We start from the raw sequence: 13,414 nt of genomic DNA on the forward strand, positions 1-13,414 counted from the left end.
AACGAGCTTCGGCTCGTTTTTTTTATGGAGCTATGCTACAGTGAAAAAGAATTTAAATCAAGAGCAACTAGGGGAGCTGGAGGAATCTGGCTGAGAGGAAAACCATTCTGTTTTCGACCCTGTCACCTGATCTGGATAATACCAGCGTAGGAAAGTTGAGCCGAAGACATGAACACGAGCCAGATTGTTTGGTTTTTCATGGCGTCGTCTGCTTTTTTACAGCGGACGGCGCTTTTTTTCGTCCGCTTTCTCCGCTTGCTCTCATGAAAGTGAGGTCTATTGATGAAACATGTATTGACGATTGCCGGTTCCGACTCTGGGGGCGGGGCGGGAATTCAAGCCGACATAAAAACATTTTCTGCACTTGGTGTATATGGTATGAGTGTGATTACTGCCATTACGGCACAAAATACGTTAGGGGTACAAGCAGTTGAAGATGTATCACCAACGCTCGTCGAAGCCCAGTTGACCTCGATTTTTTCAGATATCCGTGTCGATGCCATTAAAATCGGAATGGTTTCGAATGAGCAGACGATTCAGGTCATCGCGAAATGTTTGAAGCATTATGACGGACCGGTCGTCTTAGATCCCGTTATGGTTGCGAAAGGCGGGCACGCCCTATTAAAAGTGCATGCTGAACAAGCATTGATGGAACAGCTGATGCCGCTTGCAACTTTGGTGACGCCGAATATTCCAGAAATGGAGCGCATGCTAGGTCAATCGATTTCGACAATCGATGACATGAAACGGGCGACAATCGAGTTCGCACAAAAACGAGACATCGCTATCCTGTTAAAAGGCGGTCACCTCGAAAGTGCAGATGCCGCGGATGTTTTATATACGGAAGGGATGCATCATCTGTTTCAAGGGGAACGTTTAAAGCGCCAGCATACACATGGGACCGGATGTACATTATCTTCCGCGATCGCGGCACGTCTTGCGCTAGGTGACTCGTTGATAGATAGCGTGATCTATGCAAAACGATATGTCACTGAAGCGATTCGACATGGATTTGCTTTAGGACAGGGCATCGGACCGACACACCACTTTTATGGCCTTTGGAGGGAAACGGATGTTTACAACCATTCTTGATAAAAAACCATTGATTCATCATTTAACGAATGCAGTCACGATCAATGAGTGCGCCAATATGACACTTGCGCTCGGTGGATCACCCGTCATGGCAGAGGATATCTTAGAAGTTGAAGAAATGGTCGGGCATGCAGATGCTGTCGTTATTAATATCGGCACGTTAAATGCCGCATCACGTCAGTCGCAACTCTTAGCGGGAAAAACGGCCAATCGACTGAACAAGCCGCTCGTCTTAGATCCGGTCGGCGTAGGGGCGACAAGTCTACGGACGACATTTACGGATGAATTGCTCAAGTCAATTCAGTTCAGTGTAATTAAAGGGAATGCATCGGAAATCAAGACGATCATCGGGGAAGTCGGACGCTCGAAAGGTGTCGATGCCGCAACAGGGGAAACGTTAGATTTTCAAGTCGTCCATGAGTTTGCGTTGCGATTCAAAGTGGTGATCGTCGTGACGGGTCCAGTCGATTTCATCTCGGACGGGACACGCCAGATCGAGCTTACGGGCGGAACACCGCGACTCGAACAAGTGACCGGAACAGGGTGCATGACAGCATCCCTTATCGGAACGTTTCTTGGAGCCGGGTATGACGCATTCGAAGCAGCGGTCTACGGGACGTATTTGATGGGGAAAGCCGGTGAAGCGGCAGACGAAGCAATCGGGCTTGGTGATTTCCGGATTGGATTGTTTAATTCAATCAGCCTTGCTTCTGAAGATGTGCTCGCGGAGGTGCTGAAACATGCCAAATGATTATTCTGTATATGCGGTGACCGATCGTCGATTTCATCCGGGGTTGCCGTTAACGGATGCCGTCGAAGCGACCTTGCGTGGAGGCGCGACGATCATCCAACTTCGTGAAAAGGAAGCACAAGGCAAGGAATTCTTAGAACAGGCCGTTGCCCTGAAACAGGTCACCGACCAATACGGGGTCCCGCTGATCATCAATGACCGGATCGACATCGCCCAAATCGTCCAGGCCGGACTGCATATCGGACAGGAAGATATTCCGTTACGTGAGGCCAGACGCTTATTACCGGATGCGACAATCGGTGTTTCCGTCTCGACGGTCGCACAAGCCGTTCAAGCAGAGCAAGACGGCGCAACGTACCTTGGTGTCGGATCTCTTTATCCAACGGCGACGAAAACGGATGCAAGTCAGATGACGCAAGAGACGCTATACGCGATTCGTCAAGCGGTCGAACTGCCGCTTGTCGGGATTGGTGGAATCACGAAACAACACATTCCTGCGCTAGTCGGATTAATTGAGGGGTATGCAGTCGTATCCGCCTTATTTGCTGAACGAGATATCGAACGGGCGACGCGAGACTTTAAAACAACCGTTGAGGCCATGCGTCAAACGGTATCAGACCGGGTATAATCACTCAAGAGGTGATGTACGTGAGATGGCAAGTGATTCGTTTTCGGGGAGGGTGGGTTCGGTATCGAATCGAACCGCAAATCATCCGAATCGACAATCGTGGGAGATACCATTTAGGAAAAATTTTGTTTCCCGCACCAAACCGTTATTCCTATGAGTTAGCAGTTCTTCTGAAAAATAAGCATCAACAACAATACAAACGACCGTTTTACATTAAAACAGCGTCCATCGCAACTGAGATTTGGGGCCATACGCATCTCGATCTTTTTTACCGATTCATGCTGAAAATACCCATACCAAAAATTTTGCGTAGGCGTTACGAAGAACGATTACACAATACGAGTATCATTGATATCGGAGTCCGTGCGGTCGATACTAATCGGATTGTCTGGGATATCGGGAACCGAATCGGGGGATGGCTCGTTTTTCGTTCAATCAAAAAACGGAAATGAGTGCACGTGTTTTCTTTTCGAAATATTGCGGTCTTCTGACTTGCATTTGGCGTTGCGGGATGGTGCAATGATGTGGAAGAGGGGTGAAGGCCGTGGAAGTACCACGCTGTGAAACGATTGCGATTGACGAACAACGGGCGGCTGAAATCGGGCACGTCGTTGAGACGATTCCAACGAATGAGATTGGGAAGTTGTTTAAAGTATTGTCTGATGCGACGCGCCTACGGATTGCTTATGCCCTGACGGTAGAAACCGAACTGTGTGTTTGCGACGTTTCGGCATCTGTCGACTGTTCGATTGCGACAGCGTCCCACCATCTACGTACGTTGTTGAAGCAAGGACTCGTCAAATATCGAAAAGAAGGTAAAGTTGTCTATTATTCTTTGGATGACCATCATGTATCCTCGTTAGTACACCTAGCGATGGAGCATGTACATGAGGGGAAAGCTGCTCTCTAAAAATCACTTTTCTCGAAGTATTCAAAAAAGCATATCCATTCATGTTTACATGAATGGATATGCTTTTTTGGTTCGCTAAAAGATTACTTGACCCGGTGGAAGAAGGTGGTGGTCACACTAATTAATAAAAATGCCAGCACCGATAGATTGAAGCACATGCGTTTATAGGAGGTCGTTAAAGTCGTTGTTGCCTCAAGTTCTTGATCGAGTTCAAGATACAATTGATCTTTAACTTGCGAGAGATCTTCAAGAATCGTTTGTGTCGTCTGTGTCGACTGTTGTGCCAACTTGGTCGCCTTTTCCGGATTTTTAGTTTCGTATACGGTAAAGACGGTTTCGATTTCTCTCTCCCAAGCATTATTACGTGACAATAAATCTTTGACCGTTCCTGGTGTATCTTTTGAAGCATTAAGTAAATGGCGCAGTTCGTGCACTTTAGAAGTGGCGAAATAGTACTGTTCGATGTATCGATCATCTTTGTATAGTAGTAGTCCACGGACGGCATTTGCGCGGTCACGATTATATTCTACGAGTTGGTCGACGAGCTTAATCATCGGGATATCATGGACGTGCATCTCATCGGTCATTTTTGAAATCGTCCGATACCCTGTCAATGCGTAGACGAGTGGGATCGAAGCAAATAGACTAATTAAAAGAATGAGTGAGATACGCTGACGCCAGAGCTGATTCATACAATCATTCCTTTTGTGTAAACATTGATGTCATTAGCTTAACCACTAATTCCCAAAATGTGAAGAGTTATCTATTTTTAAGTCGATATGAAACCTGAAAAAACGATTTGACGTAAAGCATATAGTCCGGTCTCTCCCATCAAAGTAAAAGACCCCGGGCGGTGAGCACGAGGTCAAGGAGCGGTAAAAAAATTCTCTGTTAGAAGGAATAGGAGTGTTCTTTGTAGTTCCCGAACACCGTATGGATTTCTGAGAAGGTGACGAAAGCATTCGGCTCGACAGATGAGACGATTTCTTGCAGGCGAACGATTTCGTTGTTTTGCACGACCACATAAACCATTTTCTTCGTTCTGTTCGAATAGCCGCCGCGCGCATCAAGAATCGTCACACCACGACCGAGTTCTTTTGTGATAACGTCATTGATTTCATCCGCTTTTTCGCAGATAATGATACATTGTTTAGAAGCAGAATAAAAACTGTAAACGGTTTGGAGTGCTTTCGCACGAACGAAACTCATAATCAGTGCGTACATAACATGTTTCAAATCAAAGACTAACCAAACAAGAATGTAGATGACTAAGTCTTGCATCAAAAAGATACGCGGGAGCGGCCAGTTATGAAAACGTGCATAGAAAAACTTCCCGAGAATATCGAGACCGCCCGTCGAGGCGCCTCCGAAAAAGATTAAAGCCATCGCTAATCCTGAGACGAGTCCAGCAAAGATTGACGCGACGAGTGGGTCATTTAATGATTCCGGGACGATTTGTGTTGGAATCCAATCAATCAAAAAAGAAGAAATCAAGACAATGATGCCGGAGAGTAGCATAAATCGTTTTCGTAAGAAGCGAAAACCAAGTAAAAATAGAGGGATGTTCAATACGAGTTGTGTGAGTCCAATTGGTGTATGAAAAAGTTCTTGAAAAATTAATGTAATCCCCATGATTCCACCTGATCCGATGTCATTCGGAGATAATAAAAGGCTGATATAAAGAGAGTAGAGAAGTGTACCGATTAAAAGGAAACTGATTTTTTCTGTTCGCTTTTTCTTGCTCGTTTGTTTAGTCTTCATTGTGATTGATGAGAAATCCTCATGCTCCTCCTTCGTAAGTATCTGCCTGCAAGAGTACGCCTATATAGCATGAAATTCAACCCCTCATTTGAAAAATGTTGCAAAAAAAGCGGTGAGGGCATCGAAAGGAACTGATCGGATTGAAAAAAATCATGTTATTTCTTCTTTTTACATGCATCGGATTGACCGCTGGATCTGTCGTCATGCTCCATTTCGAGTCTGAATCAAGTGACCAAAAATGGCGGGATGGTTCACTGATTACGAGACACGTCGGAACATCTGTCGCTAATACGAATGCGACGAAAGGACTGATTTTACAACTGCCTTTGTCCGATGCGTTAAGCCACATGGAAATTACAGATACAACTATTTCTATCGGCTATGAAATAACAAAAAAGGAGAGAATGAACTGGGTTGGAACAGCCGATAAACCAATTGATCTTTCAAGCGATGCATTCCGCAAAAGCCAGTTCCCTCAACTAATCATGCACCATACATTGGCACTTTTTTTAGCTATTCCTAATCTATCCTCATTCGACCTCCACTATAGTGACCCTATGTCTAGCCTTTACTTTACGATTGATCGTGATGACTTTGAAGCTTACACGCCGCGGGATATCGAGCGGGCGACGACCTCTGCAAATCGCTTTAACCGTGTCGTCATTGAAGACTACGTCTTAGTCCCCTCCCGAAGAAATTCCTTTCTTGAACGCTTCAAAACGCACATTCAAGTCGCTCCGTAAACTAGTTGTATCTAACAAGAAAAGGCACTTTTCACAAACTTGACACAATGGTATCGGTTACATGTCATTCTTTCATAAAAACCTTAAATAATGGCTAGGCAGGGGTTGAACATCTTATAAGATGGAAGTATGATAATAAATGAACAAACATTGTGAAGTGTTGAACAAAAGGAAAGTGAGGTTTCTACAATGAATGAAGTAGAAGCATTAGAAGGGCTTAGACATAAAGCGGTAAAATCAACAAAGATGTTGCAACTGCGTCCACTTGAATATTTGGTTCGTGCCATGCTTGCTGGAGTATTTATCGGTTTTGCTATCATATTTACACTCAAAGCAATTAATGGACTTTACCTAAATGAATCAGCTGCGACGACACTCGTCGGTGGATTGACATTCGGTGTTGCACTCGTTTTGATCGTCTACGGCGGTGCAGAACTGTTTACGGGGAATACGATGTACTTCACGACAGCGACGATGCGTGGGTACACATCAAAAATGGATACATTTAAAGTATGGACGATTTGTTTGATTGGTAATGGTCTCGGAGGTCTTGCCTTCGCCTTACTATTTTCACAAACGGGAATCATTCAAGAGTTGGGGACGGACAACTGGTTGTTCGCTGTCTCGGAAGCAAAAATTCATCACTCGACGTGGGAGATTTTCACCCGGGCAATTTTCTGTAACTGGATGGTCTGTTTAGCGATTTTCATTCCGAAAAACATGAAAAATGAATTGGCACAAATCATGATGATGATGATTTTAGTTGCTGTCTTCTTCGCGTCAGGTTTTGACCATGTCATCGCCAATATGGCATTGTTCTCAATCGCTCTTGTCGTTCCTCACCCAGAGGCAATTTCATTTGCTGGAGCAATCCATAATTTAGTACCGGCACTCTTCGGGAACATTATCGGTGGAGCTCTCTTCATGGGTATGGTCTACACATGGTTGAATAAAGAAAAGCTGGAAGTGGATCAATCAAAACAACAAGCTGCGACAATCAACATCGCAACGAAAAAAAAAGCATAAAGAAAAGGTAAGGTAGCGACGGTTTTTCCCGTCCACCTTACCTTTTTCTTTATTCGAGATGTTGGAAGCGGTCGACATCAGCTGCAAGTTCTTCATAAATCGATTCGACGATTTGAGCATCATCGAACAGACCGAGTACATTTTCGTCAGGTAATGCATCGACCGGGGAAGTGAAGTAGAGCACGGCTGTCAACAATAATTGCTCTTGTTCTTCTTTCATTGAAAAACGTTTTTGATAAAGGGCACGCAACATCTCAAGTAACTGTTTGAGTTGGAAATACAGTACGAGTTCTGCTTCCCGTTCGATATCGGATCCTTCTTCTGAAGCGATATCTTTCGTTAAATGTGCTAAACCAACTTCTCCTCGAATCAATAAATCTTCCTGTGCTTTGTGATCTCCGACTAACGCCAATGCCTGACGGTGGAAATAGGTGTAAGCGGATTTAAAATCTCCTGGTACGAATTCCATGTTCAACACTCCTTCTCTACATCTAGTTTCACCTTATTTCTTGCAAAATTGCAACTCTTTCGTGAAAATAAGAGTAAGAGACGAAAGGGGATTACATAATGCCGACTCAAGAACAACTCAAAAAGTATGCAGCACTCGCTGTACGTACAGGAATCAATTTGCAATCCGGTCAGCAATTAGAAATTCGTGCTGGCATCGAAAATGCACCACTCGTTCGTGAAATCACACGTGTCGCTTACGAAGTAGGCGCATCAAACGTTTACGTGCAATGGTCAGATGATGAAATGACGAAAATCCGTTATTTCGATGCACCAGAAGATTCGTTCGACGCATTTCCAGAGTGGTTAAAAGCACGATTCGATCAGTTGGCTGACGAAAAGACAGCATTCTTATCTGTCGTCAGTGAAGATCCAGATCTTTTAAACGGAGTCGAGTCTAGTCGCATCGCGCGGGCGAACAAAGCGGCAGGTGTCGCACTAGCCAATTGGCGTAAATTCGTCATGAGCGATAATGTAAGCTGGTGTGTCGTTGCTGCGCCTTCGGATGCTTGGGCGGCTAAGGTATTCCCGGACTCGGAAAACGCTGTAGAAGAGCTGTGGGAAGCGATTCTGAAGGCAACACGAGTCGATCAAGCAGACCCGGTCGCTGCATGGGAGAAGCATGATCACAATCTCCGTACGAAAGCGACATTCTTGACGGAGAAAAAATATAAAACACTGCATTATTCAGCACCAGGAACAGAATTATCAATCGAGTTACCAGAGCGTCACGTTTGGCTCGGCGGTGGTGGACCGAATGCGGATGGTGTTGATTTCATTGCGAACCTTCCGACAGAAGAAGTCTTTACGTTACCGAAGAAGACGGGCGTCAACGGTCACGTTTCAAGCACGAAGCCGCTCAGTTACAGCGGGAATCTGATTGATGGCTTTACGCTTTGGTTTGAAGAGGGTAAAATCGTCAAAGCAGAAGCGAAACAAGGTCAAGCAGCACTAGACGAGTTGATTTCACTCGACGAAGGAGCACGTTATCTCGGGGAAGTGGCCCTCGTGCCGCACCATTCACCAATCTCTGACTCAGGTATCTTGTTCTACAATACGTTGTTTGACGAGAATGCGTCTTGTCACCTTGCAATTGGTCGTGCTTACTCGACTTGTCTCGAAAATGGACCAAGCTTATCAAACGAAGAACTAGCGGAACAAGGGGCAAATGATTCGATGACACACGTCGACTTCATGATTGGGTCAGCTGATATGTCGATTGATGGGGAACTAGCAGACGGTACACGTGAGCCATTGATGCGTGACGGAAACTGGTCGATTTAACAAGAAATTAAAAACAAAAAGAAAAGCCGAAACGGGGTTCCGTTTCGGCTTTTCTTTTTGTTAGAGTCGAATCCTTGTCATTAGACTTCTTCACCGATGATCTTCACTTCAGTTTCGAGTAAGATTCCGAATTTTTCTTGAACGGTCTCTTGGACATGACGAATCAGTGCGATATAGTCTGTTGCCGTTGCTTCTTCGACGTTGACGATGAAACCGGCATGTTTTTGTGAGACTTCAGCACCGCCGATACGGGCTCCTTGAAGACCGCTGTCTTGAATGAGTTTTCCGGCGAAATAACCTTCTGGACGTTTGAAGACACTTCCACATGAAGGGTATTCGAGCGGTTGTTTCGTCTCGCGTTTGTGCGTCAAATCATCCATGATTTCTTTAATATGGGTAGCGTCACCTTCCGTTAAGGCGAATCGTCCTTCAAGAATGATGTACTCCTTTTTAGCGAAACAACTTGTCCGGTATCCGAGCTCAAGCTCGTCACGCGTCACGTTGAGCAGTTCCCCTTTACGCGTCAAGACAGTTGCGCTATGGAGACAGTCTTTTATTTCACCGCCGTAAGCACCGGCATTCATGATGAGAGCACCGCCGACTGTGCCTGGAATACCACAAGCGAATTCGAGACCACTCAATGAATGATCGTAGGCAACGCGTGACGCTTGGATGATAGCGGCGCCGCTTTGGGCGACGAGTTCATGTTCTTCGACCGAAATATCAGTCAATTTTTCAAAGGATAAAACGATTCCGCGAATCCCGCCATCACGGACGACGAGGTTCGATCCGTTACCGAGTAACGTTAACGGAAGATCGTTTTCATAGGCGTAACGGACAGCAAATGCTGTTTCCTCATAAGACGATGGGATGATGAAAAGATCAGCAATTCCGCCCATTTTTGTATACGTATGATATTTTAGTGGTTCGTTCACTAACACAGAGTCTTTGTTTAATCCTTCGTAAAGTCCAGCCATTAACTGCTCAGTCATATAAATTCTCAGTCCTTTTTTATGAATTCCATTCAGCGAAAACACGCTCAAAATATATTTTACACTAATTACGTAGTTGATGTTTAACACATAGTTCCAAAAATACAGAGTTGACACGAAAATTGCAAGGTCTTCCTGAAGAATGTCATCGATTAGTAACGTGGACGAATGACAAAAGTCGCAAGGTATACTCTCTCCAGTTACTTTAATGCCATGATTTGATGGTCAATCTGGCTAAAACGAAAAGAAATTAAATGATTTGTGAATGAATCGCATGAAAAAGGGGGAAAATAGGAATAGACAGATAGTTTGTTCGGAACAGAGGAGGAAAACTGACATGGAAAGCGAACGGTTGAGAATGCGTCCTTTTTCGAGTGACGATTTTGAGTTTTATAAAGAACTTGTTCAGAATGAGCTAGTCATGCAGTATATCAATGGTGGTGTTCCGTTAGACGAAACAGAAGCACAAAAATGGTTCGATCAGCAGTTCGAACGTTACGGGGATGAACGGCAGACCGGTTTTTTGTTGATTGAGAAAAAAGAGAACGAGGAACCGATTGGTTTTGCGGGGCTGATCGTCCAAGAAGTTGACGGTGTGGAAGAACTCGAAGTCGGTTATTGGCTGAAACCGAAACACTGGAAAGTCGGATATGGTCGCGAGGCTGCGAAACGTTTAATGCGGGAAGCCTTTGAACGTGGAAATGACCGATTAATCTCAATCATCCATCCAGAAAATAATTCTTCGCAAAAAGTGGCCCGGACAAATGGTTTAGAGTGGGAAAAGGAAACGATGTTTAAAGGCGTTCCAGTCGTCATTTACTCATGCAGATTATCACGCCTGTTCCGGGGGTGAGACCTATTATTATAGTAGAGGAGTGTCTTTCATGTATCATACAGAGTTCGTCCGATTCAATCAGTTAGGTTCGCTGACACTGTATCAGCTATTGAAGTTAAGGACAGACATTTTTGTCGTTGAACAAAATTGTCCATACCCGGAGCTTGATGACCGTGATCAAACGGCAATCCATGCCTTGGCGTATGCCGATCAACAGCTGATTGGTTGCCTTCGGGTATTACCTAGAAGTGAATCTCGTGCTGTCGCGATTGGTCGGGTCGCTGTACATGCGGATTTCCGGTCGCATGGCATCGCACGACGCTTGATGAATGAAGCGATTGAACATATTCGACGACAAGAGGAAACGCAAGTCTACCTTCAAGCCCAAGAACATCTGAAAGCATTTTATGCGTCTTTCGGATTTGAAGAAACATCTGAAACGTATTTAGAAGACGGAATTCCTCACATCGACATGCAGTTAGTCCTTTGAAGAAGTTCGTAAAACACTTCAAAAAGTAGCGAGATGAGCCGATGAAGAAAGCAGAACGAATTTCATTCGGAGGTGAATCAGTCTATGAAAAAAGTACTGGTCATTCTCGCACTAAGTCTGATTGGACTCTTATCTTTTGCGGTCGGGATTTCTTACGCAGAGCTTCAAAGCAGCCAACAGAAATCAGAAAAGCAATTGGTGACGATGCTTGAAAAACAGCATGGAATCAACAAGGATTCGTTTTTGGAGGTCAAGGCGTCATTTTCACTTCAACATCGACAGGTGATTAAAGTTCGACTGCGTGGAGAACCGGCGATTACCTATGAGTTCATTCAACCCAATCAAACAATTGAATATAGTGGTTCAGTCGGAACGAGCATCGAAAAAGTGGGCGAGCAAGATGCGCTTTTTCGAGAGATGCCTTTAAAAGTGGGCGAGAATTGATGAAACCTGGTGGATTTCCTAGTTATAAGGAAATCGACCAGGTTTTTTTGCCTTTCAAGAAATCAGGATATTGCGTACACTACGAAGAGAGAGTATTCAAGGGGGAATGAGCCGATGATGAAAAGGTTTGTAAAAAACGAGGCAGTAGGTCTAGCGATAGCAGCCTTTAAGGAGTTAGAGGATGAAACCTTTAAACGCTATAATGCCGAATTATCTTTACAAGAACAACAAGCTTTGAATTTTGTGATCCGGGCCTTGGAACTAGAGTCCGAGCGCCACTTGACGTTAGCGCTTGAAACGCAGCAACCGATTAAAGAATTGGACCGCGTCCTGGTGAAGTTGGCAACGGTCAAGAACAGCGATCGCCTTTTTCGTTTGTTGTTGGAACGAGGAATCGATTTGAATGAAATGTTGGAACTTGATGGGCATCGTTCACTTGTGCGGCAACCACTCGTGTTCCCAGTAGGATTGTATAGTGCAGTGGATCAGACGTTATTTCAATTGGCGATTGAATCGAATCTTGATTTGACGTATACGACGTCGCTACAACGAAGTGACCGTTTCTTAGAGACGGATTCCATCAATATGCTCGATCTCTTATTGTTATTAGATATCGAAACAGATATGGCGGAAGCGAGTCTGGATTGTTTTACAGATCATAAGGCGACGGTTGGTTTGGTGGAGCGGTTGAAGCGTTCGAAACGCTCACTGGTGGGAACGGTTGTCGCTCGGAAAAAATATCAAGTCGATTTTCAGTATGCCAAACATTATCCTTTGTTTTATGCGATGGTCGGGCGACAGACAGAGGTTTTTGAGCAATTACTCGCGGATGTGTTAGCACATGAGAGTAGTGAAGTAATAATCCAGGACGCACTGTTAGCATTCCATAACCACCAACCCGGTCAAGCGAATGCATTTGGAGAGGATTACATCGAAAGTTTATATCATATGGGAGAGCAACTACGCAGACGAGCAAATGTTGATTTCAATCAAGTAGAAGATGCATATGTCCTGATGGAATATCAAGAAATCGTCGAGAGGTTGCGTAAAGACTCGCGCGAATAAGTATGCCAGTTCGAGAAGAGTTGGATATCACAAAAAATATCGGGGTCGTACAGACGAAGGGCTTCTTGTTGCGTGGAAAAACAATATGTTTCGAATGTCCGAAATGATGTTCGTTGCAATTTAGCTTGGAACGTTTCGAGAATTCTTCGTCCGTACCCTTGATTTTTTAGTTCAGGAATACAGGTGATTTCCAGTAAACGAATCGTTTGTTTTTGTTTTTGGATGATGATGGTTCCGATAAGTGTCTGGTTATCGTAGACGAGATAAGGTAAGGCACCGTGATCGATTAAGGACTCCATATGTGCAGCATCGTATGCGAATAGAAAGTCGGATGTTCGGATTGCATTATTTCTTATGCTTAAAAATAATAGCCGGTTGCGAATTGTAAAGGGTTTAAAATGGAGGGAAGCGTCGTGGGCGTTTAGCAGACCAATCAACCGAAATTGTTCAGAAGCGAGTTGATAACCGAGTGCGTTCCAGGTCGAAACGAATCCGAAATCGTGCGGTGGTATGACTTGAACATCGATTTGATGGGGCTGTAGCGATAAAGCGAAGTCGTGGACGAACTCAGCGAGGGTACGAAAGGCATCGAGGTCCGTATAAGCGGAGTTAATGATTTGAATCGACGTGTCAAACTGGTTAAAACCTAACGTTGCACAAACCGTCTGATCGTTTAAGTAGACCCACTGGTATTTTTCAGGTGGATGAAAAAAGAGAGACAAGGGGGATGATCGATTTTTTTGTAACAACTGATGGACGAGGCGACGTTGACCATGCGACAATTGTTCATAACTTAAGATATTCAATCGACACACTTCCTTTTTCGATTAAGATTAAGTATTAAGCACAGTATACTATAAGTGATAAAAAGGTAAATAATGGATTT

At 44.4% G+C, this 13,414-nt stretch carries 17 protein-coding genes and 1 riboswitch; of the genes, 12 read left to right on the plus strand and 5 right to left on the minus strand.

The features are described 5' to 3' along the window. The first annotated feature begins 59 nt into the window (after positions 1 to 59). Positions 60 to 170, plus strand: a riboswitch (TPP riboswitch). Between the two features lie 112 nt (positions 171 to 282). The 5 genes from thiD to KNQ04_RS09220 all read left to right on the plus strand — a co-directional run bounded on the left by thiD (position 283) and on the right by KNQ04_RS09220 (position 3,381). After that, positions 283 to 1,092 (plus strand): bifunctional hydroxymethylpyrimidine kinase/phosphomethylpyrimidine kinase, encoded by an 810-nt coding sequence (thiD, locus tag KNQ04_RS09200; RefSeq protein ID WP_214849856.1) that lies wholly within the window; start codon positions 283 to 285, stop codon positions 1,090 to 1,092. Further along, the gene (gene thiM / locus KNQ04_RS09205) at positions 1,073 to 1,843 is read left to right on the plus strand and encodes a hydroxyethylthiazole kinase (RefSeq protein ID WP_214849866.1); all 771 of its coding nucleotides are present in this window, start codon (positions 1,073 to 1,075) and stop codon (positions 1,841 to 1,843) included. Before thiD ends, thiM begins: the two co-directional genes overlap by 20 nt. Continuing rightward, on the plus strand, positions 1,833 to 2,471 hold the full coding sequence (gene thiE / locus KNQ04_RS09210; RefSeq protein ID WP_214849869.1) for a thiamine phosphate synthase: 639 nt from the start codon (positions 1,833 to 1,835) through the stop codon (positions 2,469 to 2,471). Before thiM ends, thiE begins: the two co-directional genes overlap by 11 nt. A 20-nt stretch (positions 2,472 to 2,491) precedes the next feature. Further along, complete coding sequence (locus KNQ04_RS09215) at positions 2,492 to 2,923, plus strand: hypothetical protein (RefSeq protein ID WP_214849871.1); 432 nt, start codon at positions 2,492 to 2,494, stop codon at positions 2,921 to 2,923. Between the two features lie 92 nt (positions 2,924 to 3,015). After that, a complete protein-coding gene (locus KNQ04_RS09220) occupies positions 3,016 to 3,381 on the plus strand; it encodes an ArsR/SmtB family transcription factor (RefSeq protein WP_214849874.1) in 366 nt (121 codons plus the stop codon). An 83-nt stretch (positions 3,382 to 3,464) separates the two neighbouring features. Here KNQ04_RS09220 and KNQ04_RS09225 read toward each other — a convergent pair whose 3' ends face one another. Continuing rightward, complete coding sequence (locus tag KNQ04_RS09225) at positions 3,465 to 4,073, minus strand: CHASE3 domain-containing protein (RefSeq protein WP_214849876.1); 609 nt, start codon at positions 4,071 to 4,073, stop codon at positions 3,465 to 3,467. A 199-nt stretch (positions 4,074 to 4,272) separates the two neighbouring features. Then, positions 4,273 to 5,142, minus strand: a complete 870-nt coding sequence (locus KNQ04_RS09230) for a YitT family protein (RefSeq protein ID WP_214849878.1) — start codon at positions 5,140 to 5,142, stop codon at positions 4,273 to 4,275. Between the two features lie 140 nt (positions 5,143 to 5,282). Between KNQ04_RS09230 and KNQ04_RS09235 the strand changes: the two genes are divergently transcribed. Together KNQ04_RS09235 and KNQ04_RS09240 are read left to right on the plus strand one after the other, a co-directional pair. Then, entirely contained in the window at positions 5,283 to 5,885 is a 603-nt protein-coding gene (locus KNQ04_RS09235; protein WP_214849880.1) for a hypothetical protein, read from the plus strand. 189 nt (positions 5,886 to 6,074) lie between these two features. Continuing rightward, a complete protein-coding gene (locus KNQ04_RS09240) occupies positions 6,075 to 6,911 on the plus strand; it encodes a formate/nitrite transporter family protein (RefSeq protein WP_214849881.1) in 837 nt (278 codons plus the stop codon). A 49-nt stretch (positions 6,912 to 6,960) separates the two neighbouring features. Here the strand turns inward: KNQ04_RS09240 and KNQ04_RS09245 are convergent, their stop codons facing one another. Continuing rightward, positions 6,961 to 7,380 (minus strand): DUF1232 domain-containing protein, encoded by a 420-nt coding sequence (locus KNQ04_RS09245; protein WP_029332678.1) that lies wholly within the window; start codon positions 7,378 to 7,380, stop codon positions 6,961 to 6,963. Between the two features lie 98 nt (positions 7,381 to 7,478). On the opposite strand from KNQ04_RS09245, the gene KNQ04_RS09250 reads away from it, so the two are divergent. Beyond that, positions 7,479 to 8,702 (plus strand): aminopeptidase, encoded by a 1,224-nt coding sequence (locus KNQ04_RS09250; protein WP_214849883.1) that lies wholly within the window; start codon positions 7,479 to 7,481, stop codon positions 8,700 to 8,702. Positions 8,703 to 8,782: 80 nt separating this feature from the next. Here KNQ04_RS09250 and murB read toward each other — a convergent pair whose 3' ends face one another. Next, entirely contained in the window at positions 8,783 to 9,694 is a 912-nt protein-coding gene (gene murB, locus KNQ04_RS09255; protein WP_214849885.1) for a UDP-N-acetylmuramate dehydrogenase, read from the minus strand. A gap of 337 nt (positions 9,695 to 10,031) precedes the next feature. On the opposite strand from murB, the gene KNQ04_RS09260 reads away from it, so the two are divergent. From KNQ04_RS09260 to KNQ04_RS09275, 4 genes are all read left to right on the plus strand, one after another. Further along, on the plus strand, positions 10,032 to 10,547 hold the full coding sequence (locus KNQ04_RS09260; protein ID WP_214849888.1) for a GNAT family N-acetyltransferase: 516 nt from the start codon (positions 10,032 to 10,034) through the stop codon (positions 10,545 to 10,547). Positions 10,548 to 10,578: 31 nt separating this feature from the next. Next, positions 10,579 to 11,019 (plus strand): GNAT family N-acetyltransferase, encoded by a 441-nt coding sequence (locus KNQ04_RS09265; RefSeq protein ID WP_214849891.1) that lies wholly within the window; start codon positions 10,579 to 10,581, stop codon positions 11,017 to 11,019. Positions 11,020 to 11,103: 84 nt separating this feature from the next. Beyond that, a complete protein-coding gene (locus tag KNQ04_RS09270; RefSeq protein ID WP_214849894.1) occupies positions 11,104 to 11,463 on the plus strand; it encodes a hypothetical protein in 360 nt (119 codons plus the stop codon). Positions 11,464 to 11,577: 114 nt separating this feature from the next. Then, entirely contained in the window at positions 11,578 to 12,528 is a 951-nt protein-coding gene (locus KNQ04_RS09275; RefSeq protein ID WP_251136973.1) for a hypothetical protein, read from the plus strand. Here KNQ04_RS09275 and KNQ04_RS09280 read toward each other — a convergent pair. Beyond that, a complete protein-coding gene (locus KNQ04_RS09280) occupies positions 12,486 to 13,334 on the minus strand; it encodes a GNAT family N-acetyltransferase (protein WP_214849896.1) in 849 nt (282 codons plus the stop codon). The two genes, KNQ04_RS09275 and KNQ04_RS09280, sit on opposite strands and share 43 nt — an antisense overlap. Between the last annotated feature and the right edge of the window lie 80 nt (positions 13,335 to 13,414).

Source organism: Exiguobacterium sp. s193 (assembly GCF_018618755.1).
GTDB lineage: Bacteria > Bacillota > Bacilli > Exiguobacteriales > Exiguobacteriaceae > Exiguobacterium_A.